Source organism: Flavobacterium sp. WG21, assembly GCF_000335775.1.
In the GTDB taxonomy this organism is placed as follows: Bacteria; Bacteroidota; Bacteroidia; order Flavobacteriales; family Flavobacteriaceae; genus Flavobacterium; species Flavobacterium tructae.
Genome location: NZ_AMYW01000011.1, coordinates 110,792 through 134,082, shown reverse-complemented (window position 1 = coordinate 134,082; position 23,291 = coordinate 110,792). Strand labels below are relative to the sequence as shown.

Here is a 23,291-nt window from a genome sequence, read left to right as displayed (position 1 = left end):
AATAACGGTTCCTCCAGTCAACGCTGTGTACCAAACGATATTAGCTTCATTAAACTGAACACTCGCGAAAGTCGGTGCATTGACCAAACAGAAGTTTTGTGTTCCTGCTGTAACTAAAGTTGGCGTACCTGGATCGGTAACACTAATTGTTACGGACAATCTAACAGCACTTTCACAAAGAGTTGTTGGATCTTTAATTACTGCAAAATAAGTACCACTAGTTAAAGCTGTAGTAGAAGGAATAACGGTTCCTCCGGTAAGCGCCGTGTACCAAACAATATTCGCTTCATTAAATTGAACGCTGGCAAAAGTTGGAGCATTTACCAAACAGAAGTTTTGCGTTCCGGCAGTAACTAAAGTTGGAGTACCAGGATCGGTTACATTTATTGTAATTGCCAATCTCACATTACTTTCACAAAGAGTTGTTGGATCTTTGATGGCAGCATAATAAACTCCGGTAGTCAAAGCTGTCGTGGATGGAATTAAAGTTCCTCCTGTCAAAGCCGTGTACCAAACAATATTGGCGGCAACAGCAGGACTTACATCAATAGAAGCAAAAGTTGGAGCATTTACCAAACAGAAATCCTGTGTAGTTTTAGTGATTACTGGTGTTCCAGGATCGGTTACGTTGATGGTAATTGCTAATCTAACATTGCTTTCGCAAAGAGTTGTAGGATCTTTAATCGCAGCGTAATAAACTCCGGTAGTCAGAGCCGTTGTGGATGGAATTAAAACTCCTCCGGTAAGTGCTGTGTACCAAACAATATTGGCAGCAACAGCCGGACTTACATTGATTGATGCAAAAGTTGGTGCATTGACCAAACAGAAGTTCTGAGTAGTTTCTGTAATCACAGGTGTTCCCGGATCAGTTACGTTTATCGTAATTGCTAATCTTACATTACTTTCACAAAGAGTCGTAGGATCTTTGATCGCAGCATAATAAACTCCGGTAGTTAAAGCTGTAGTAGATGGAATTAAGGTTCCTCCGGTCAGCGCTGTATACCAAACAATATTGGCAGCAACAGCAGGACTTACATCGATCGATGCAAAAGTTGGCGCATTCACCAAACAGAAGTCCTGAGTAGTTTTAGTAATCACAGGTGTTCCCGGATCGTTTACGATTACGGTTACAACTGATCGAACTGAGCTTTCACAACCATTCACATCTCTAATCGCACCGTAATAGGTTCCGTTTGCCAAAGCAGTTGTCGGATTTAATGCGACTCCTCCTGTGGCTGCACTGTACCAAACCACATTAGTCTGATCGGCCTGAAGATTAGCAACTGTAGGATTGCTTATCAAACAGAAATTCTGATTATAAGTGGTAGATGTTGGTGTACCCGGATCATTAATAAGTACGGTCACCAATCTTAATTCTCCATTTTTATTCTGACAAGTAAAATCACTTGAAACTGCAACATAATAAATCATCGGGCTCATTGCCGGTGTTAAACCTGTAGCGGTTAAAACTCCGCTTCCACTAATTGCATAGGTTACTCCGCCAATTGTTCCGCTAAAAATAGGTTGCGTTTTGTTCGCATCTAAATACCAGGAGAAAACAGGATTTGTCAGAGCGCTTGACGGTGTTAGTACCGCAGGTGTATCATGACAAATAGAAGCATTGTTTATTGAAATATCGGATACCAGTGAGCTTGGCAAAATAGTAAAAGTCACTTGTTTTCTGTCTGCCGGAGCAGTTTCACAATACTCGTCAGAACTTACTCCAACATAATAGGTATAAGTCCCCGGAAGTAAACCGGTAACTATTAATTTAGAGGTTACCTGACCAGGAATTGGCTGACTTGTTGTACCATCAAAACTGTACCAGTGGTATACCGGATTGGTAAGTACTGGTGTAGCACTTAGAACAGCATCTAGTGTTACTGTACCGCTTTCAGAACAAATAATAGTTGCACTACCTCCATTTATAGTTACGTTAGTAATAGTTGCTGCAGGAACAGTTGCTCTTACAGTTACTGTAACTTCACCTCTTTCCAGAGCCGGACATCCGTAACGAATTGGCTGAATATAATATTTATACGTTCCGGCAGCTAATGTAGCAGGAAGTGTATAAGTCTGACCGCTGGCCAGCAGATTTCCTCCCGTAGGCGAATCGTACCAGGCGTAATCAGCACAAGGCTTCGGAGGGACGACGAGCGTGAGGTTGGCTCCCGGACAGACCGTTATTTTATTATCAGGATCGGCCCCTATCACTTCTGTATTGGTTGTACGATCTACTGAATGAACTCTAAGCTGATCTAAAACAGTAGCAACACCTCCGTAAGTTATCACTACTTTATCATAAGGCTGCGTTTGAGGTGCAACAATAGTCATAGCCATTGTATCTCCTGAAAGCAGTTTTAAAGTCAAAAGACTGCTTGTATTGGCAATTGGTCCGCCAACCGGAATGTTTCCGGAGTAAAGCTGGATGGTAAATCCGGTAAGTAAATTAAGATTTAAAACTGTTCCCGGTTTAGAAATTACAATTCTTAAACTGTCACCCACCATCGATGGCGTTCTAAAAGTTGCAGTCAACTCTGAAGCTGCCAATACTCCTACAGCGTTAAACATTGTTGCATAAGTTGCAATATCTTTATCGGCTATATTCCATGGATTTGAAACTCCAACCGTAGCGGTTAAAGCTCCTATTCCTAAATCTTTTACACCAGAGAAAACATCTTCGATATCGCCCTGACCACAAGTGATCTGAGCTACTTCTCTTTTGTAATAAGTATCATAAACATTGATATTTTGTGCTACACTTAAAACAGATCCCAGCTGCACACGGATACCGTCGTAATCCTGAAGTCCGGAAGCATTAGAAGGAACAAAAGTGTATTCGAATGAATTTTGTCCCGGTAACAGGTTCAATAAAGATCCTGTAACCGATTGTAATGTTCCAATATCGATAGGGTTATTAGATCCGTCACGTTTAGTACCTACAACCGAGATACTTTGTGCTACAGCAAGTAAGCTGTTTTCTAAACCTAATTTTACTGTTACCGGTGTTCCTTTGGCAATTGTAGTTGGCCATTGCAAATTTTGCCAGGTTGTTCCAATACCCAAAAGCCCTAAACCGGTTGTAATAGTTGAATATGTGCTTGGATCATTATCGGCAGCAAGAGGCCCGTTAGTTACCCCTCCTGTAATAATTGTTCCTGAAGACTGAGTATTGGCGTACACTCTTTCTTGTAAGGTATCACAGGCAGCAGGATCAATCACACTAATCGTGATAGTCTGGCTAACTGTACAGGTACCATTACTGGCTACTACGGTATAAGCAAAAACACCAACCGTATTAAGAACACCTGTATTATTTGAAGGCAACACATTACCCTGCTGATCGTACCAGGTTATAGTCCCGTTTGAAGTGGCTGTTAAGGCAACTGAAGAACCTTTAGTAACCGCTACTGAATTTGTTAGTACTGTTAAAGTTGGTAATGGATTAACCGTTACTGCTACAGGTAGCTTAACTGATGGACAATTGCCCCCATTAAGCTGAGCCTGAATAAAGTAATTACCATTTGCAGTAATATTTGACGCGGCCTGATCTGTAATAGGATTATTTCCCGCATCAAAGAACGTATAAGTAGTATTTCCCGATGTATCAAAATTTGTAATCGCATCTTTCAGACTTACTTTAGCACAACCAGACAAAGTTGGTGTTACGGTTAAAGCAGTACCTGTTGGGAAATTAACAACAACTTCCTTAAGAAATCCTGATGCATTCTCACAGATACCTCCATTTAGCACAGACACATAATAGGTATAAGGAGCATTTAACGCTGTAAGTCCGCTGATGGTAAGGGCGCCTGTTCCTAAATCTTTAGAATAAGTAACCCCGGCTATCGTTCCGGTTGCTTCCTGTGTTTTACTTGCATCTAAATAATACTTGAATGTTGCTCCTGCTAAAGGAGAAGAAGGAGTCAAAACAATCCCTCCGGCACAAGAAGCTGTTACGGGGCTTGTTATATTGATATCACTAGCTGTCGGCAGAGGTAAAACTGTTACCGTAACAGCCTGACGAACTGTATTAATACAAGTTCCGCCACGTGTAGCTTCTAAATAAAATGTAGTAGTAGCACTTAATGCAGCCGTTGGATTCACAGCTACAATGTTTCCTCCGGTTGGAGCATCGTACCACACAAATGTATCTCCACCTGCAGCACTTGCTGTAAGTGAAGCTGTTTGTCCGGCACAAATTGGTGTTGCGTTCCCTGTAATTACTGCATTAGCAAATCTATAAGAAGCTTCGTAAATCTCCAGACTTGATAAAACAGTAGCTAATCCATTTAATCGAACACGCACACTGGTAAAAGTACCCGCTGCAGCAAAACTTGCTTTGAAACGATTTCCGGATAAGATCTGAACATTCAGAAGATTATTGATGGTGCTAAAATCTCCGTTAGGTACCCCCGAGTTAAAACTTTGCAGGCTAACATTAGAAAGTGCACTAATATCAAGAAGTCCGACAGGAATTCCCAGTTCCACATCTATAATATCGCCTGTCTGCCCCGTTGTTGGAAAAGTTAAATCTTGCTGAATATGATCTGTTACTAAACCAATAGGTATTGAAAGAGTAGCTGCTGTAGCATTATTACCGTCTACAGAGTTTCCATCTGCACTGGAACTACAGGTTAAACAGTTTGTGGTTCCTCCTTTAGTGGTTATTTGTGAATTGGCTAATAAGCAATTATTCACTCCGCTAATTACAGTAACAACAATTTCGGTTCTTGTACTACTGGTACAATCTGACGTTAAATCTACCGACTCTACATAAAATGTTTTACTGGCTGTTAGAGCCGGACTAGGTGTATAGCTATTTACATTAGTAGCCAAAAGAGTTCCCCCTGTTGGTGCATCATACCAATTGTGATTAATACCTGGACTACTCACGACTGCCAATGTTGCATCCTGACCGGATTGAATAATCACGTGAGAAGATACCGCAACGGGTGCTGAAGGTCGCGGATTAACCGTAACGGTAACTGCTGTACGGGTTGCACTTATACAAGTTCCGATTGAAGCTTCTACATAATAAGTAGTCGTGGCGGTCAGATTTGGTGTATTGAAAACAGTACCTGTAAACACCAAATTCCCACCGGAGCTTGCATCATACCATTTGTAAACAGTCCCTACAACCGGTGAATCAACACTTATTGAAGTTGTAGCTCCACCGCATAAATTGGAAGGACTGGCCGTTACCACTGTCGGAGCTATCGGGTTATTTACCGTAACAGAAACAGGATTTCTTTCACTATTCACACAACCATCGCGAGTAATTTCTACATAATACGTCGTATTTGCCGTTAAAGCCGGAGTAGTATAAGCCGCTGTACTGGCTAATAAAGTTCCTCCTGTTAGCGCGTCATACCATTTAATAGTTTCGCCAGCAACAATATTTGCCGTTAAAGTAGTTGTTTGTCCTCCACAAATTGTGGTATTTCCTGTAAATGATGGCAACTTATAGCGATGAGTAGCCTGATAAATTTTTAAAGTAGTTAAGGCAGATACCAGTCCGCCCAATCTAACTTCTACACGATCAAAATTGGCTCCCGCTGTAATAGTTGCTCTAAACTTATTCCCTGACAACAACTGTAAAGTAACCAGAGCGTTATTGATAAAAGTGCGATCATTATTATAAGTCGCACCATTATAAGTAGCCAGACTCACAGCTCCTAACAAGCTCAGATCAGCAATTCCTCCCGGTAACTCCAAATCAACATCTATAAAATCACCTGTTTTTCCAGGATTATTAAATTGCAAGGTTTGCTGAATCCACCCATTGGCTAAACCTACTGGCAGCGTTATAGAAGACGAAGTAGTACTATTCCCGTCAACAGAATTGTTCTGGGCACTTGAAGAGCAAAGTAAGCAAAGACCGTTTTGAGTAGTTTGCTGACTGTTAGCTTCCAGACATCCTCCCAAAGGATTCGCTAAAACCGTTACTGTAACAGGAGCTCTCGTAGCACTAACGCAGCCTCCTGCAATAGTACGAGACTCCACATAATATGTTTTGGTTGCCACTAATATTGGAGTGGTAAATGTATTTGAATCTCCTAATAATTTTGTTCCGCCAGTGGGCACATCATACCAATCCAAAGTTACTCCCGCCTCAGCTGTTGAAGCGCTTAAAGTAGCATTCTGACCGGATAATATAGATACGCTTTGGGTTAAAATAGTAGCGACCCCGGGAACCGGAGTTGAAGTAACAGTAACCAGAGTTCGTGTTGGTGTCACACAGGAACCAATCGAAGCTTCGACATAAAAATTGGTGACACCCGTCGAAACGGTTGGTGTATAGGTACTGCCTGTACTCAATGCCACACCGCCTGTTGGTGCACTGTACCAGGAGTAAGTCGTTCCCAGTACCGGATTAATAACCGACAAGGTAGTTGCCTGTGTTGCTCCCGAAGAACAAATTGAAGTTCCAACCGTACTTATCGTTGGCAATACCGGGTCCAGAACATTAATAGTTACCGGAAATCTTTCGTCACTTTCGCAACCTGCACTTCTTGTTATACCTATATAATAAGTAGTACTTGTGGTTAATGCCGGTGTTGTAAAAGTATTCACGCTTGAAAGAGCTGTGGTAGATGTTGGCGAACTGTACCAGGCCAATGTAGTTCCGGCAGCAGGCGTTGCAGTAAGTGCAATAGACTGTCCTACACAGACAGATTGAGTTGCTCCTCCGGTAATGGTTGGTTTTGCAAACTCCAATCGCACATCGTATATACGTATATTGGTCAAGACACTAAGTAACCCGCCAATTTCTACCTTTACCTGATCGGAATCGGCTGTTAGGGTATACTTTATTGTACCAGTAGTTGCTCCGCTAATAGCGTTCACATTCAGCAACGGACTGTTTAAAGCCAATGCCGTACTGCTTGTACTATTGACTGAATTGCTTGGCTGAATTGTCGCATTAGACAATAATCCAACATCCAGCAAATCGGCATTTGATCCGTAAACAATTACAATCTGGTCACCGGCTTTCGCCATCTGACTAAATTTAACTGTTTCCTGCACGGAACAAAGTACACCCAGCGCATTGGTTAATGATGCATACGTACTTGTATTTGCATCATAAGCAAAGGTTGGGTTTAGTACTTCTGTAGTTCCCAAACATACTCCCGCTCTACTGTTCGTTTGAGAGATGGGTCTACAAAAAGTCTGGGCAAAATTTTCATTGCAAAAGAGCAGTAAAAAAATTAATCCCAATAATCTCCTCTTCATAAGAAGATCATAAAAAGTAAATTTTTTTTTCATAATTTGGAAGATTAGAAAATGGACAATAAAATACCTCTTGCGATAAGCACTTATGCTTAGGCAATTTCAAAAAACTCTAATAATCAACTTGTTGAAATAAAATTTAGATTCCCAGAATACTAAGAATGTAAACAACATTTCAGTAAAAAAAATCATGCTGTACACTCTAAACAGAAGTACATTAAAGAACCGCTCCTATTCTTTCGAATAAAAGACATACCAAAAAAAGTGCGGAAATACCGATCGAAATCAGACTTCCAAAAAGGGTGATTTGTTATTAACCAATTTTCATGAAAGAAAATATACGTTTTGGAGAATTGGGAAATTCTACCTCCTATATAGTCTGATTCAATATTCATAAAAAGTTGATTACTCTTTTTATAAACTTTGTTTCTTTTAGAACAGAACTCTAAAAATTGAATCAATTCATTTTAAAAAACGCAGTGCGGATTTAAAAAATTTTTAAACACAACAATACGTTTCATCAACAAACCCCTTATTGGGATTTGAAAATAAAAAAATATTAAAACTGGAAAATTTATGAAACAAGTCTGAAGTGGAACAAAAATTAAATTTGATGATAAATTCATTTTTTTTCAAACTCTTACAAGATAAAGCTAAAATAATACGAAAACCTAATGCAAACTTGATAAAGAAAGTAGTGATCAATTCCATACGCAAACTAATTAAGTTATTATAAAAAACCTCAACTCTAGATAATCATACAAAAAACACTATTTGATGTATTACATAATAACTTAAATAGTTGTTTTTGGAAAAAGAACAAAAAAGTTTTGTTTAACTTTTTCTTATACTAAAATTAGAAAAAAGGAAAACACTAAACAAGTATAATTTTCCTGTTTTTTCAATTTACATAAAAAACGAAAATAGAAAAAACAGGTAAATCATCGGAAAAACCTGCCCTAATAACGTCAAAATGAGATGAATTAAAAGAATGAAAATATTTTATCTTTTTTCAAAATCATTAAAAAAGAAAGTAAAAGACTACATTTTAAAAAGGTAATCGATTGAAATTGAACAAAAAAGACATAAAAACAGCAAGAATTTGATATTTACCACAATAAAACTCCATTCTTTAAATTATTCAGAAAAAATGCGTAGAAATACGGGTAAAAAAAAACATTAAAACTTCAACAAAAGTTAAAAAATTAAAAATTAGCAAACATCTAAACGTTAAACACTTACTAATTTTTAATCTTAAAAAAAGCTATGATTCAATAATTGTATTAATCTGTGTAAACAATTGACCGTCACTTAAAAATGCTCCTTGCTGAATTAATTCAAAAATAGAAGCGTTTCTCTCCTCTGTGAACACTTTTTTTCCAACCTTCATTTCTATGTTTTCGGTAAACATATTATCAGACAGCCACTGCAATCCTTCTTTACTCAAAAAATCAGTTTCAGCAACCAATGATTTCAATACGATCGACTGAACATGAGTTTCAAAACACTGGAACAAGAAGATATGATTTTTAGAAAAGTGCTCCAAAAATTCTGCTCTCGACAAAACACCTTCCCAGATTAAATCTGAAAAAATATCCAGTTCCTGCTCCGCAACTTCCGGTTTATTTATTTTAAGAGCGTCCCACTCTGCTTTATCAATAGCCTGCGTTGCCAAAAAGCTTGCAAATTCTGCATGCAACTCATCAAATTGCTCTTTTGTTAATCTTGCGTATTTCATTTTTTTTCTTGTGTTAAACACTCTAAAAAGAGCTTGTGTAAAATTTCGGAACTTCTCTATTACTTATAAAAAAAGCCCCCGCAAATGCGAGGGCAAATTTATAACTTTTTTTGCTTTACTAAAAGATGTATCGTATACCAAATTGCGCCTGCCATCTGGACAATAAACTAGCGTCATAATTAAACGTTTTGGTCTGCGTACCATTAAAAGTATACGTTGGTGTATTTCCGGCAACTGTAACCCCAATAGGTTGAACACTTGTAGGCACCTGAACAACTCCCCAATTTGAATTCAGTAAATTACCGAAATTCAAAACATCAATACTAAACTGAATGGTATTCTTTTTATCTGAGCTGGAAGAAATCTTAAAATTATAATCCTGAAGAATTTTCAAATCACATCTGCCTCTCCACGGAGATATTGCTCCATAACGCTCAGCATATTGTCCTCTCCTGTCCTTCATGTATTTATCCTGAGAAATAAACTGATCAAAAGCAGCACCTTCTCCTGGCGCGCTAAAATTCATCAAAGCAATTTCAGCCGTTGTAGGGATATAAATCAAGTCGTTAACACTAGAGCCGTCTCCGTTAATATCTCCGCCATACGTGTAATTAAAACGCCCTCCTTGTGCATATTCGAGAACAGTCGACACTGTTGTCGCCCATTTATCTTTTCCATATTTCCATTTCTTGGAAGCTACTGCTATAAAACGATGATTGTCTCCATATTTAGAATTCGAAAGCACATCGTTATTTACATTTCCTAAAGCAGGATTAAAAGCAAAAGCATCACCTGTAATTTCAGCCTCAATAGAGTTAACATCTTTAGATTTTAAATAATTATAAGCCACACTCGCGTACAATCCGTTTTCAAAGTTTTTCTGCACTTTTAAAGTGGCATTAAACGCACTTCCCTTATTCGAGTTCGTCATTACATAAGCATTGTTTGCCCCTTTATCCGCTGCAAGATAAATAGGTCGGTTATCCACACCTGCTAATGTTCCGGTTGGAGATTTTAATCCCCAATTCTGAACGTGTACTGCATTAATATCTTTATTATAAGACAAATCCGCTGTTACGATATAATTATTCTCAAATCGATGATCAAACCCTAAACTGGTTCTCCAGACTTGTGGCCATTTATAATCCGGATCCATAATCTGCAAAAAGCCATCATCAGCACCACTTACCTGATTTCCCAACCACACAAAAGGAATTCTTCCGGTAAAAATTCCGGATCCCCCGCGAAGCTGTGAAGTAGCATTACCTTTAACATCCCAATTAAAACCTATTCTAGGTGACCATAAAATTCGGTCACTTGGCAAATTGGTCGAAATCAATTTAACCGCCTGTCCTGTCTGAGGATCAAAATAATCGGTATCGTTATTTCTTTTGGCTCCGCCATTATTAGTATCTATGTATTTTTGAATCAGATCGGCGGTATTAAAATACAAAGGCTTATCAATTCTTAATCCCAAAGACAGTTTAAAATTATCATCGATACTAATATCATCCTGTGCATAAAATGCGAGCTGCCCTACATTCAATTCCGCCAGTTTCCATCCCCCATCAGTTCCTACTTTAAAATTATTTTTGGCAGCGAAAACATCTTGGGCGTATTTCAAATTCTGCGCAATAATACTCGTAGCAAAAGGCTTAGCCGCATCATTTAAAAAATCCTGTGTTGTGAAATAGGGTGTAAAGAAGGTTCCGGCATATCCGTTTGGATTTCCAAAATTATCATATCCGGCCAGATTAAAAGAGTTTTCAAACTTAAACTTCTCAAAAGAAGCGCCAAAAGTAAACGCATGTTTGCCCACATTATAATTCAGATTATTGGTGATCTGAATAACTTTCTGATCTAAAGTATTATTGATAGAAAAAGGCTCATGCCCCGCAATAATATAATTAGCACCTGCTCCGTCCTGAATATTAATCACAGGAGCCGGAACTGAAAATGGCACTCTGTAATCATTAAAATGAGAATAACCCGCCTGCAACTTATTAGAAACCGATTCACTAAATTTAGAATTCAACTCTACCAGAAAAGAACTCAGGTTATTATTAATCTGATATCCGGCATTTCTGAACTGCAAAATAGAAGCATTCGGTCCTCTAAAACCCAGTGCAGTAGGATGCGCCGGTTTGTCTTTTGAAGCGTCCAGAAAATTATAAATAACCGCCAGTTTATGATTGTCATTGATATTCCAGTCTATCTTAATAATCCCTTTATTCGAATTCGATTCATGCTTAAATCCCTGATAAGGTCCCGTCTCATAACCTAAATTAGCTAAGGCCTTTGAAACCGCAATTAAATCCGATTCTAAAACTCTCGATTCATTAATTCCGGTCACACCATCATTATTATTGGCCACAAAATTGGATCCTAAATCACTTCGTTTGTCAATTTCAAAATTTCCGAAGATGAACAATTTATCCTTTATAATAGGAGCCCCCAAACTAAAACCAGCCTGAGTTTGTTCTAAAGTAGGTACAAATATTTTTTCTCCTTTGATCTTATTTCCCGTCAAATCCTGATTTCTGTAAAAACCATAAGCTGTACCATGAAACTCATTGGTCCCCGATTTAGTTACCGCATTAACAGAAGCTCCTGTAAAACCCGACAAAGTAACATCATAAGGAGCCGTCGCTACCTGAATCTGCTCAATAGCATCAAGCGAAATAGGCTGTGATCCGGTCTGACCTCCCGGTGTTGCAGCATCTAGTCCAAACGGATTATTAAATACCGCGCCATTTAAGGAGTAATTATTGTATTGATCGTTTCTTCCACCAAAAGAACCTCCGCTTGCCGTTGGCTCCAAACGCGTAAAATCTTCCGCCGATCTTGAAATTGTAGGCAAAGCCGTTAACTCCCGTTTTCCAATCGTAGTTTCGGCACCCGTTTTGCCACTTTTAAAAACTTTATCCTTAGACACAATTTTTACCTCTTCGAGCGTCTGACTTTCGTCTTCCAGAACCACATCAAGATTAAAAGGTTTTCCTAAATCGAGATTCACATCGGCATATTCATGATTTCGAAAACCTACAAAAGTCACCACAATTTTGTACGGGCCTCCAATTCTCATGTTCAAAATATTAAACCTTCCGTCTTCGTTGGAAACAGCTGAATATTTACTTCCTGTGGGAGTATGGATCGCTAAGATAGTAGCGCCGGGCAAGAGTTCGTTGGCAGAGCTCTTGATAATCCCCTTAATACTCGACGTTGTGGTTTGCCCGATAGCAGTGGTTATGGCAAACACACCTAGTAATAATGCAAAGATTTTTTTCATTTTCCTGGTTTTGAGAGTGTTATTCCTCTCAAAATTAGGCAAAAAAAAACCACTCAAAAGAGTGGTTTTTATATTTTATTAACAAGAAGTTAACAAAATGTTATTTTTCAGCGATAATCTCGTATGCTAATTCTACAATAACATCTCTGTGTAAACGGATGCTAGCTGTATATTTTCCAGTACGTTTTACGATACCACTAGTAATGAATTTTCTATCAATAGCGTTACCTGATTTCTCTAAAGCTTCAGCAATGTCGATGTTTGTGATAGAACCAAAAAGTTTCTCTCCACCAGCTTTTGCAGTAAGTTTAATTTCAAGAGCTTTTAAAGTTTCAGCTAATGCTTTAGCATCAGCAACCACTTTAGCTTCTTTATGTGCTCTTTGTTTTAGGTTTTCAGCTAAAACTTTTTTAGCAGAAGGAGTTGCTAAAGCAGCAAAACCTTGAGGAATTAAAAAGTTACGACCGTAACCAGGTTTTACAGATACTACATCATCTTTAAATCCTAAGTTTTGTACGTCTTGTTTTAAAATAATTTCCATGTTGTTGTCCTTATTTTTAGAAGTTAGGTTCTGATTAAACAGAAACCAGCGACTAGATTTTTTTTATACTATTTTAATAAATCGGCCACGTATGGCATTAAAGCTAAGTGACGAGCTCTTTTTACAGCTACAGACACTTTTCTTTGGTATTTTAATGAAGTTCCTGTTAAACGACGAGGAAGAATTTTTCCTTGCTCATTAACGAATTTCAATAAGAAATCAGCATCTTTATAATCGATGTATTTGATTCCTGATTTTTTGAAACGACAGTACTTTTTAGTTTTGTTAGTTTCAATGTTTAAAGGCGTTAAATATCTGATATCTCCGTCTTTTTTTCCTTTTGCAGATTGCTCGATTGTAGACATAATAATTACGCTTTAGTAGATTTTAATTTTGCTCTTCTTCTTTCCGCCCATGAAATAGCATGTTTGTCTAAACTTACAGTTAAGAAACGCATAACTCTTTCGTCACGTCTGAATTCAGTTTCAAAAGCAATTAGAACTTCTCCAGCTACTTTGAATTCGAATAAGTGATAAAAACCACTTTTTTTGTTTTGGATTTCGTAAGCCATTTTTTTAAGACCCCAATCCTCTTTCGATACCATTTCAGCTCCTCTACTAGTAAGAAATTCTTCAAATTTCGTTACTGTTTCCTTCACCTGAACTTCAGATAAAACGGGATTTAAAATGAAAACAGTTTCATAATGATTCATAAACAATATATTTATTTGTTAAAATTGGGTGCAAAAGTAACCATAAAATTTAAATATACAACACTTTTTTACTTTTATTCGTTGTACAGCAAAAAATACATGCCAATTTTAGTTTTTTTCTTAAAAAAAGAATACATTTACTATTGCTATCCTGAATTTATTCTAAATTTTTATGTTATGAAGCTAAACTGTGTTGTTGTAGATGATAGTTCTATACAAAGAACTATTATTGCAAAATTAGTTAATAATCACCCAGGTTTGCATTTAATCGGGGATTTTTCAAATGCAATAGAGGCAAAAAGCTGTATCTCTCTAAATAATATTGACTTAATTTTTCTTGATATAGAAATGCCCGTTATTAATGGGTTTGATTTTCTTGACGGACTAAAATCTAAGCCACAAATTATATTTATTACTTCTAAAGCAGAATATGCTTTAAAAGCTTTCGACTATGACGCTACGGATTACCTTCAGAAACCTATTGCGGTAGATCGTTTTAATGCCTCTGTAAAAAGAGCCATTGATATGCATTTACTAAAAAAGGACATCAAAGAAGAAGAAGGCGAACATATATTTATCAAAAGTAATCTGAAAAAACTCAAAATATTCACTGCAAAAATCAAATGGATTGAAGCTTTTGGTGATTATGTAAGAGTGGTTACCGAAGACGACAGTAATCTGGTGCTTTCGACCATGAAATCTTTTGAAAATGATCTGTCAAAAGACAAATTCATTCGTGTGCACAAGTCCTATATCATTAACATTGATAAAGTAGAACGCTTTAACAGTAAATTTGCTGAGATTGGCATTACCAAAATTCCTCTTAGTCGAAACAAAAAAGAAGATCTGGTAAAAGCACTCTCCACTTCTTCTTAATTTAATAGAAGTCAACATTGGCAATAACTTTTATAGCTCTGTACTGAGCAACAGCCTCAAAACTATTCAGCATTTTCTGAATAGTTTTTTTCGTATTAACCAAATGCTGGTTCTGCGGAATCTTAATCAAAATCGTTCGGATATACTCATTTCTGATCCTGCTGATCGCTGGTTCTTCCGGCCCCAGTACCGGCATATTCAAATTTTGACTCAAAACCTGATACAACCACATCGAACCTTCCTTCAATTTATCGAAATCACGATGCTTTAAAGTCAGTTTTATAATTCTGAAATAAGGGGGGTATCTGTAAATCTGGCGATCATACAATTGCTCCTTATACATACCTATATAATTATGATTGGTTACCTGCTGAATCGTATTGTGATTCGGATTATAGGTTTGAATCACCACTTTCCCTTGTTTTTCAGATCTACCGGCTCTCCCCGCAACTTGTGTCATCATTTGGTAACTGCGTTCAAAGGCTCTAAAATCGGGATGATGCAGCATATTATCCGCATTCATAATTCCAACCAAACTTACGTTATCAAAATCCAGTCCCTTCGCCAGCATTTGTGTACCGACCAAAATATCAATTTCACGATTTTTAAAAGAATCTATTATTTTTTCGAAACCAAATTTACCACGAGTCGTATCCTGATCCATTCGACCGGTTTTGGCTTTGGGAAAAAGTGTAACCAGCTCCTGTTCGATTTGTTCTGTACCAAATCCTTTAGTCGTCAAATCGATACTCGAACAGCTATGACAATGTGTTGGCTTTGCAATCGAATAACCACAATAATGACAACGCAACTGATTTTTATGCTTATGAAAAGTCAGACTCACATCGCACTGCTGACAATGCGGTACATGACCACAGGTCATGCATTCTATTATAGGTGAATATCCTCGTCGGTTCTGGAACAAAATAATTTGCTCTCCCAAAGACAAAGCCTCTCCTATTTCTTCAATTAAAAGATCGCTAAAATGACCCGTCATTCTTTTCCTGAAATGTTTGTCTTTTAAATCCACTAAAAGAATTTCAGGCATTCGAACATTATTATAACGTTCCGTAAGCGATACCAAACCATACTTATCGGCCTGTGCATTAAAATAGGTTTCAATACTTGGTGTCGCCGACCCCAACAGTACTTTTGCTTTATGAAAATTAGCCAAAACAATTGCAGCATCTCTGGCATGATAACGTGGCGCAGGATCTGTTTGCTTAAAAGTCTGTTCGTGCTCTTCGTCTACAATCAATAAACCTAAATTGTCAAAAGGCAAAAACAGAGCCGACCTTGCCCCTATTACAATTTGCGCTTTCTCTGAATTTTCAAGAGTCTGTTTCCAAACCTCAACTCTTTCATTATTACTGTATTTTGAATGAAAAACTGCTACTTTATCACCAAAATAAAGTCTTAATCTTGAAACTAATTGTGTCGTTAAAGCGATTTCGGGCAGCAAATAAAGAACCTGTCTTCCCGTTTGCAAATATTCTTCAATCAGTTTGATATAAATCTCTGTTTTACCACTTGAGGTAACTCCATGCAGTAAACACACTTCTTTCTCTAAGAGACTCTCTTTAATAGCCACAAAAGCTCTCGTCTGCGCTTCACTTAACAACAATTGATCGTCTGTTGTTCGCCCTGTAAACAAAACTCTGTCCTGCTGCAAAAGGTACTCCTCAAAAATCTCTTTATCAATCAAAGCTTTTACGGCAGCCGAAGTAGAATTTGAAACCTCAACCAACTTTTTTACAGTGATTGGTTTCTTTTCAGAGGCCATAATTTGAAAATACGCCAACACCAATTCCTTTTGCTTGTTGGCGTTTTTTAGAACTTCCAACAATTCTCCCAAACCATTATCGGATTCATATTTAGCATGCAGCTTCACATATCGAACCAATTTTGGTTTGTATCCTTCTTTAATTTCTTCTTCTAAAACAATAATATTTCGGGCAATCATTTTTTGAAGAACAGGAAGAATATTTTTCTTATTCAGCATCGAAATAATTTCCTGAATTCTTAAAGAACTTTGCTGTTGCAGGGCTTCATAGACTAAATATTCATCATCAGAAAGTTCGTCCTGATTTACTTCCGCATCAGTTTTATACGAAACAACCGTTTCACTCTCTAACAACAGACCACTCGGAAAAGCACCTCGATAAACATCACCGATCGCACACATATAATAATTCGCCACCCAAAGCCAGTGCTTAATCTGAACTTCGGTTGCGATTGGCTTTTCATCTAATATCTGATGAATTTCCTTGGCTTCATACAAACCCGGTTCGTTTTGATGCAACTCAATAACCAATGCCGTATAAATTTTATTTTTACCAAATGGTACCGCAACCCGCATTCCTTTTTTAATAAAATGGAATTCAGCCTCAGAAACACGATAGGTAAAAGTTTTAGCTAATGAAAGCGGTAAAACGACTTCAATAAAAAACATGTGGATATTTTATAGAAACTTTAAAACAAAACTAAACAGTGACAAAAAGAAAAATATTTAACTTCTTTCAAACCAATTTTCAATTTGAATTCCATCCAACATCTTAAAATCCTTAATATTATCAGTTACAAGTGTTAATTGATTTTCAATTGCTGTCACCCCAATTAAAAGATCAAATTCATCATTAATTGGTTTCCCAATTTTTCGGAGTCTGACTTTCTCCATAGCATATCTTTTAATAGAACCAAAAATTGGAATTATTGTTAATCCATTTAAAAAATTATCGACGGCTTTATTAGATTTCACTGGATCATCACTATTTTCTGCGCCAAAACGAAGTTCAGCAACTGTTATTTCAGAAATGTAACAATTTTCCAAACCTACTTTTTTTACCATTACATCAAGATTAAGCTTTCCTCTAAGAAAGAAAACACATGTACTTGTATCAAGTAAATATCTCATTAAAACTTAATTTCTTTATTTGTAAAGCTTCTATTAGATTTAATTTCAGAAACAATTTCCTCAGCAGATTTTTCAGATTTAAATGCTCCAAAAGATTTATAAAAATTACTTTCTTTAGATTTAGTTCCTTTTATAGACTTTGTCAATCTCTCTATTAACTCTATTTTATTAGAAAAGCTCAGTCCTTCAAATAAATTTGAGTAGGTCTCAAGTAAATTTTTATCCGTAACAGTCATCTTATTTCAAGTTTAATTATTTCATATAATAGACAAAGTTAAGCTTTTTACAACTACAACAATTTGCAATCTATTCTAAAAAAGTATTACTTACCAAAAGGCTTTGCCGCATTGTATTCCTTAACCAGTTTTAATGTATGCTTCAAAGAGGTCAAATCTTTCAAATCATCATGACCTGTAACAATGTATTTTGGGTTTTTAAACTTCGACTGTACTTTCAGAATAGATTTCTGCCATTCTTTAACATCTGCATCTCCAAGATAGCCCAAATCTTTTGCTTCGACACTTTTAACAAAACAACCTCCGTAAAGTACTTTTTGCTTATTGAACCAAACCACAATATTATCTGACGCGTGTCCTTTTCCCGGGTAATATACTTCAAAAGTATATTTCCCCACTGTAAACAAGGTATCATCCGGAATAACAAACTCAGCTCTTGCTTCCTTGTTTTTCTCCAGAATCTGATCTGTTGCTTTTATCGTATAGGTTTTAATTCCTTTTTTACGGTAGAAATCCAGACCACCTGCCCTGTCTTCATGTGAGTGCGTGGCGAAATGCATCACAACTTCTTTATGATGTTTTGCTCTAATACTGTCCAGCAAAGGCTGAAATTGTGTTTTGTCCCAAGGAGCGTCAAACAGCACAACTCCTTTATCTGTAACCAAATACATGGCATTGGCTGAAATCAGCGTACCATTGTAATCGTGAAACGTCTTATAAACATAAAAGTCACCCGTAAGATGACTTATTTGTAATGGCGAATTCTTAGATTGTGCAAAACTATGGGATAGCTGTATCAGAAATAAAGCTATCAATGCTAATTTTCGCATTTTATTATTTTTTATAAAATTAATTCTTCACTCTACTCCAGTATTGTGTTCTTCCCATGATAGAAATACCAACATAACCACGAAGTTTTAGTTTATCTGCTGATTCTAATGCAATATAACATTTGTATTTTTTTCCGTTTGTTGGATCTAAAATGGTTCCTCCACTGTATTCAGAACCGTCTTTTTTAAGTCCATTGATGATAACCATACCCAAAATTGGTTTGTTTTTATCCGCTCCGTCACATTTAGTACATAAGTCCTTTTTGTGGTTTTCGCGAAGTATTTCTACAATTTTGCCATACACTTTACCGGATTTTTCATAAATCTCTACAATCGATTTAGCTTCACCGGTTTCATCATCAACTGTTTTCCATTTTCCAATTACACCCTGGCCCTGAATCGTGCCTAATGTTAGAAAAAAAACACCAATCGTTAACATCCAATTTTTCATCTTATTTATTTTTTTTTGTTTTAATTTTCTGATAGTGGCATTCAGTTCAAATCCCAAAAGCAGAATCATACAGTTTATCCAAATATAAAACATTAGAATTAATAATGTACCTATCGAACCATAAAGTTCGTTATATTTTGAGAATTTTATAACCCAAATCCCAAAAAAAAATGAAGATATCACAATTAAAATAGTTGTAAAAACGGACCCAATACTTATAAAAGGCACTTTGTTATATTGCCTCGTACCATAACGCAATAATAGTGAAGAGGTTATCAGAATCATTAAAATAACGAACAAATATCGCCCCAAAATAATCAACGGAATGCGATCGCTTAACACATCCTGAATAATTGTTTTTTGAATGAATACCTCAAAAACAACAATTGTCGCTACTGTTACAAACAATATAATAGTCATGATGAGTGAAATTGCCAGCGCCACCAAATACTGATTCAGAAAACCGCGCTTATCAAAGACATGTTTCGAGGATTCAAAACCGCTAAGAATACCGTTAATACCATTTGCCATTAAAAATATCGAAAGCAAAAATCCCGACGACAATAAACCGGAGTGACTGTTGTTTAAAATATCACTTATAATCTTACTGATCGCCTCGTAGGTATTCGGAGGAACTCCCTGTTGCACAAACTGCAAAAAGTCCTGCTGAAATCCTTCAATAGGAATAAAGGGAATTAAGTTTAAAATAAATAATGCAAAAGGAAATAAAGCCATAAAGAAGCTGAACGAAACAGCACTCGCATGATACGAAAATGCTCCTTCAATAATACCGATGGTATACATTTCAAGCAAATCGTATAACGAAAAACCTTCAAGCCAGGGTAATTTTATTCTCTTGAAAAAACGAACTACAGATCGTACCACGGGAACTTTCTCAATCCGTTCTTCTATCTCTTTTGACATCTTTAATTTTTAGATTATTAGATTGTTAGATATTTAGATAATTCGAATATAACATGTAAATTTTAGATCTTTACTAACTATGTTTTTCTTTAGTCTTTATTCATAGCTAATTCCCACATCTTACAACTCACATTTCATTTAAAAAGCCTTCAAACTTAAATCCATGTTATAAACAGAGTGCGTTAGTGCTCCTGATGAAATGTAATTGACACCACAGAGTCCGTATTCACGAATTGTTTTTTCATTAATATTACCCGAAGATTCCGTCTGACATTTGTTGCCTATTAATTGCACTGCTGTTTTAGTATCTTCATAATTAAAATTATCGATTAAAATTCTGTGAACGCCTTCACTTAATAAAATTTCGCGAATCTCATCTAAATTTCTGGCCTCAACAATAATTTTCAAATCTAAATTATTCTCTTTTAAATACTCTTTGGTTTTCTTGATTGCAAGTGTAATTCCTCCTGCAAAATCAATATGATTGTCTTTCAGCATGACCATATCGTACAATGCAAAACGATGGTTTTCTCCTCCTCCAATTTTGACAGCCCATTTTTCGGCAACTCTGAAATTTGGAGTCGTTTTACGGGTATCTAAGATTTTAGCTCCGGTTCCGTCCAATAGCTGCACATACTGATCTGTTTTGGTCGCAATGGCCGACATACGCTGCATACTGTTCAAAACCACTCTCTCTGCTTTTAAAATGGACTGAGAACTTCCTGAAACTTCAAAAACTACATCACCATATTCTACATGAGTTCCGTCTTCTATAAAAACTTTCATTTTTAATTTCGGATCTACGTATTCAAAAATCATTTTCGCCAATGCAACGCCGGCAATAATTCCCTGATCTTTCACCAGTAATTTAGCCTGCCCGTGCGCCGTGTCCGGAATACAAGCCAGCGAGCTGTAATCTCCCGTGCCTACATCTTCCCGAATGGCATTGCTGATTAATAATTGTAATTCGCTTTGAAACTGTTCTTCGCTAATCATTTTCCTAAAATTTTTATATGATGCTAAAGTAGGACATATTTTGTGGATTTAAAAGCTTCGCTTTGATTTTAAAATTGAGAAATTAGCCGAAGATAGAGAAAAATAAAGATTAAACTCTTAACTAAACTTAATCTTTTACCAGCTTAAATAATTAACAAACATTAAATATCTTTGAGGTTCATTCAAACAAAATCATGGGATTAATTAAAGACATTTACTCCGTTTCTTTCTACGAACAATTTGGTCAGACTGTCGCGGAAGTACATCCGACATTTGACAAACAAAAATTTATTGCAGCCATTTATGAAGGCGATTTTAGCCAAAAAGAATGGAAAGACCGCATGAAACACACCACCGTTGTTTTACATCAGTTTATGCCTAAAAATTTCCCGGAAGCTACTTCTTTACTGGACAAAATAATTGAAAACTTAAAGAAAAACAGTTTTACCGATAGTAATCTGGCATTTATATTTTTTGCTGATTATATCGAAATGTACGGCCTGGATGATTTTAAAACTTCAGCGAAAGCCTTTGTTTCTATCACTCAATTTATAAGCTGCGAATTTGCTGTTCGTCCTTTCATTTTAAAATACAAAGAACAGATGATTGATGAAATGACCAAATGGTCTCTGCATGAAAATCATCATGTTCGCAGATTGGCCAGTGAAGGTAGCCGACCAAGATTACCCTGGGCAATGGCGATTCCGTACTTAAAAAAAGACCCTGACTCTATTCTGCCAATTTTAGAGAATTTAAAAAACGATCCTTCAGAATATGTGCGTCGAAGTGTCGCCAATAATCTAAACGATATTGTAAAAGACAATCCGCAAATCGTCTTGGAAATTGCCCGTAAATGGAAAGGTCATAGTAAAGAAACGGATGGAATCATTAAACACGGCTGTCGTACTTTATTAAAACAGGGACATCCAGAAATTCTGCATCATTATGGTCTGAACAATGCTAATATCGAACTTTCTTCTTTTGAAATCAAGACACCAATTGTAAAAATTGGAGATTATCTGCAGTTTCACTTTCATCTGAACAATAAAAATAATGACCCGAAAACGATTCGTTTAGAATATGCCGTTCATTATAAAAAAGCGAAAGGACATCTGGCAAAAAAAGTCTTTAAAATTAGTGAGAAGGTTTATCAGCCCAATGAAACCATTAAAGTAGAGCGAAATCAGTCATTTAAAATCATTACAACACGTGTTTTTCATACCGGAAAACATCAGTTGTCTATCATTATTAACGGGACAGAAAGCGAAACCCTCGATTTTGAATTGATTGAATAGTTAAAACACGAATTACACAAATTAACACAAATTGATTGAGTAATTTTTTAAACACATAAAAACATAGTTTTTGATTGTACATATAAAGTCATTTCATTTTAAATAAGATTCATCGTTTTGTGAAAAAAACTTGATTTTCTTGAACCTTCCTCCGCATCCAATTTAGGGTTCTATGTTTCTATGTGTTCAATCATTACACAAAATTAGTTCGTGAAAATTGGTGTAATTGGTGTTCTTTTTCAATTCAAATCAAATCTTTTTAATTCTATTCCTTACTTTTATAAAGAATACCAAAAACAAACTTTCTTAATCTAAATTAAGTTACAGATTGTGACTACAGCTGTAATTTTGCTTTCAACTAAAACAAAGAACATGTCAAATATCAGTTTAATCATCGAAGAACGCGCTGCCAATATTGGCAACTTTATGGTAGGTCGTCTATTGCCTTTCCGTGAAAAAAGAGCCGTTGGTCCGTTTGTATTTATCGACCATATGGGTCCGGCACATTTAAATCAGTATCAAAATATGGATGTTCCTCCGCATCCGCACATCGGACTTTCTACTTTGACTTTTTTATTTGAAGGCAGCATTATGCACCGCGACAGTCTGGGTACCGAACTGGAAATAAAACCAGGTGCCGTAAACTGGATGACAGCCGGAAAAGGGATCGTACATTCAGAGCGAACGCCTGAATATTTAAGACATTCTGACAAGATGCTTCACGGTCTTCAAATTTGGGTGGCATTACCTAAAGAACTGGAAGAAATGGATCCTAACTTTACACATGTGGAAGCCAGTGATATTCCGAGCTGGGAAGAAGATGGCGTTTCGTATAAATTAATCGCGGGAGAAGCATTTGGCAAAAAATCACCTGTTCCTGTATATAGTCCGCTTTATTTTATCGAAATCAAAAGCACCGAAGCCCGAAAAATCAACATTGGAAAAGATCTTTTTGGCGAAAGCGGTTTGTACATTCTCGAAGGAAGTATTAAAAGTGGAGAACATGTTTACGATCCGAAACAAATTCTGATTACCAACGACAGTACTTTATGCGAGTTCGAAATAGCCGAAAACACAACAGTTTATATTTTTGGGGGACAGCCCTTCCCGGAAGAACATTTTATCTTTTGGAATTTTGTTTCCTCTGATAAAAACCGAATAGAAAAAGCTAAAAAAGACTGGACAGAACAGACTTTCCCTAAGGTTCCGGGCGAAACGGATTTTGTTCCTTTACCTGATCCTAAAATGAGATAACT

General features: G+C 36.6%; 14 protein-coding genes and 2 pseudogenes. 3 read left to right on the top strand and 13 right to left on the bottom strand.

The window, feature by feature from the left end:
• The 6 genes and pseudogenes from C245_RS23680 to rpsF all read right to left on the bottom strand — a co-directional run.
• A pseudogene (locus C245_RS23680) lies at window positions 1–7,269 on the bottom strand (hypothetical protein); the annotation flags it as partial.
• Window positions 7,270–8,497: 1,228 nt separating this feature from the next.
• Complete coding sequence (locus C245_RS0110775; RefSeq protein ID WP_017496609.1) at window positions 8,498–8,971, bottom strand: DUF6495 family protein; 474 nt, start codon at window positions 8,969–8,971, stop codon at window positions 8,498–8,500.
• Between the two features lie 118 nt (window positions 8,972–9,089).
• The gene (locus C245_RS0110770) at window positions 9,090–12,260 is read right to left on the bottom strand and encodes a TonB-dependent receptor (RefSeq protein ID WP_026110002.1); all 3,171 of its coding nucleotides are present in this window, start codon (window positions 12,258–12,260) and stop codon (window positions 9,090–9,092) included.
• A 100-nt stretch (window positions 12,261–12,360) separates the two neighbouring features.
• Window positions 12,361–12,801 (bottom strand): 50S ribosomal protein L9, encoded by a 441-nt coding sequence (gene rplI / locus C245_RS0110765; RefSeq protein ID WP_017496606.1) that lies wholly within the window; start codon window positions 12,799–12,801, stop codon window positions 12,361–12,363.
• A 68-nt stretch (window positions 12,802–12,869) separates the two neighbouring features.
• Window positions 12,870–13,166: a 30S ribosomal protein S18 gene (gene rpsR / locus C245_RS0110760; protein WP_002987043.1), complete on the bottom strand. Its 297-nt coding sequence runs from the start codon at window positions 13,164–13,166 to the stop codon at window positions 12,870–12,872.
• A 5-nt stretch (window positions 13,167–13,171) separates the two neighbouring features.
• Entirely contained in the window at window positions 13,172–13,513 is a 342-nt protein-coding gene (rpsF, locus tag C245_RS0110755; protein ID WP_007810575.1) for a 30S ribosomal protein S6, read from the bottom strand.
• Between the two features lie 177 nt (window positions 13,514–13,690).
• Between rpsF and C245_RS0110750 the strand changes: the two genes are divergently transcribed.
• Entirely contained in the window at window positions 13,691–14,389 is a 699-nt protein-coding gene (locus tag C245_RS0110750; protein WP_026110001.1) for a LytTR family DNA-binding domain-containing protein, read from the top strand.
• A 1-nt stretch (window position 14,390) separates the two neighbouring features.
• On the opposite strand, the gene priA is transcribed toward C245_RS0110750, so the two are convergent.
• From priA to nadC, 7 genes and pseudogenes are all read right to left on the bottom strand, one after another.
• The gene (gene priA, locus C245_RS0110745) at window positions 14,391–16,841 is read right to left on the bottom strand and encodes a primosomal protein N' (protein WP_017496604.1); all 2,451 of its coding nucleotides are present in this window, start codon (window positions 16,839–16,841) and stop codon (window positions 14,391–14,393) included.
• 57 nt (window positions 16,842–16,898) lie between these two features.
• Window positions 16,899–17,303, bottom strand: coding sequence for a type II toxin-antitoxin system VapC family toxin (locus C245_RS0110740; protein WP_017496603.1), 405 nt, complete (start codon window positions 17,301–17,303; stop codon window positions 16,899–16,901).
• A complete protein-coding gene (locus tag C245_RS0110735; protein ID WP_017496602.1) occupies window positions 17,303–17,539 on the bottom strand; it encodes a hypothetical protein in 237 nt (78 codons plus the stop codon). Before C245_RS0110735 ends, C245_RS0110740 begins: the two co-directional genes overlap by 1 nt.
• A gap of 86 nt (window positions 17,540–17,625) precedes the next feature.
• Complete coding sequence (bla-B1-FLAV, locus tag C245_RS0110730; protein WP_017496601.1) at window positions 17,626–18,369, bottom strand: subclass B1 metallo-beta-lactamase; 744 nt, start codon at window positions 18,367–18,369, stop codon at window positions 17,626–17,628.
• Window positions 18,370–18,388: 19 nt separating this feature from the next.
• A complete protein-coding gene (locus C245_RS24385; protein ID WP_232424351.1) occupies window positions 18,389–18,808 on the bottom strand; it encodes a DUF2147 domain-containing protein in 420 nt (139 codons plus the stop codon).
• 21 nt (window positions 18,809–18,829) lie between these two features.
• Window positions 18,830–19,744, bottom strand: a pseudogene (locus C245_RS22920) (YihY/virulence factor BrkB family protein); the annotation flags it as partial.
• 138 nt (window positions 19,745–19,882) lie between these two features.
• Window positions 19,883–20,740 (bottom strand): carboxylating nicotinate-nucleotide diphosphorylase, encoded by an 858-nt coding sequence (gene nadC, locus C245_RS0110720; RefSeq protein WP_017496599.1) that lies wholly within the window; start codon window positions 20,738–20,740, stop codon window positions 19,883–19,885.
• 194 nt (window positions 20,741–20,934) lie between these two features.
• On the opposite strand from nadC, the gene C245_RS0110715 reads away from it, so the two are divergent.
• Window positions 20,935–22,035, top strand: a complete 1,101-nt coding sequence (locus tag C245_RS0110715) for a DNA alkylation repair protein (RefSeq protein WP_017496598.1) — start codon at window positions 20,935–20,937, stop codon at window positions 22,033–22,035.
• Window positions 22,036–22,407: 372 nt separating this feature from the next.
• The gene (locus C245_RS0110710) at window positions 22,408–23,289 is read left to right on the top strand and encodes a pirin family protein (RefSeq protein ID WP_017496597.1); all 882 of its coding nucleotides are present in this window, start codon (window positions 22,408–22,410) and stop codon (window positions 23,287–23,289) included.
• The last annotated feature ends 2 nt before the right edge of the window (window positions 23,290–23,291 follow it).

What these genes read in the sequence shown, in the direction of transcription:
- C245_RS0110735 (WP_017496602.1), bottom strand. Translation starts at nt 17,539, where the DNA reads ATGACTGTTACGGATAAAAATTTACTTGAGACCTACTCAAATTTATTT.
- rpsF (WP_007810575.1), bottom strand. Translation starts at nt 13,513, where the DNA reads ATGAATCATTATGAAACTGTTTTCATTTTAAATCCCGTTTTATCTGAA.
- C245_RS0110775 (WP_017496609.1), bottom strand. Translation starts at nt 8,971, where the DNA reads ATGAAATACGCAAGATTAACAAAAGAGCAATTTGATGAGTTGCATGCA.
- C245_RS24385 (WP_232424351.1), bottom strand. Translation starts at nt 18,808, where the DNA reads ATGTTAACGATTGGTGTTTTTTTTCTAACATTAGGCACGATTCAGGGC.
- nadC (WP_017496599.1), bottom strand. Translation starts at nt 20,740, where the DNA reads ATGATTAGCGAAGAACAGTTTCAAAGCGAATTACAATTATTAATCAGC.
- rpsR (WP_002987043.1), bottom strand. Translation starts at nt 13,166, where the DNA reads ATGTCTACAATCGAGCAATCTGCAAAAGGAAAAAAAGACGGAGATATC.
- priA (WP_017496604.1), bottom strand. Translation starts at nt 16,841, where the DNA reads ATGTTTTTTATTGAAGTCGTTTTACCGCTTTCATTAGCTAAAACTTTT.
- rplI (WP_017496606.1), bottom strand. Translation starts at nt 12,801, where the DNA reads ATGGAAATTATTTTAAAACAAGACGTACAAAACTTAGGATTTAAAGAT.
- C245_RS0110750 (WP_026110001.1), top strand. Translation starts at nt 13,691, where the DNA reads ATGAAGCTAAACTGTGTTGTTGTAGATGATAGTTCTATACAAAGAACT.
- C245_RS0110770 (WP_026110002.1), bottom strand. Translation starts at nt 12,260, where the DNA reads ATGAAAAAAATCTTTGCATTATTACTAGGTGTGTTTGCCATAACCACT.
- C245_RS0110740 (WP_017496603.1), bottom strand. Translation starts at nt 17,303, where the DNA reads ATGAGATATTTACTTGATACAAGTACATGTGTTTTCTTTCTTAGAGGA.
- bla-B1-FLAV (WP_017496601.1), bottom strand. Translation starts at nt 18,369, where the DNA reads ATGCGAAAATTAGCATTGATAGCTTTATTTCTGATACAGCTATCCCAT.
- C245_RS0110710 (WP_017496597.1), top strand. Translation starts at nt 22,408, where the DNA reads ATGTCAAATATCAGTTTAATCATCGAAGAACGCGCTGCCAATATTGGC.
- C245_RS0110715 (WP_017496598.1), top strand. Translation starts at nt 20,935, where the DNA reads ATGGGATTAATTAAAGACATTTACTCCGTTTCTTTCTACGAACAATTT.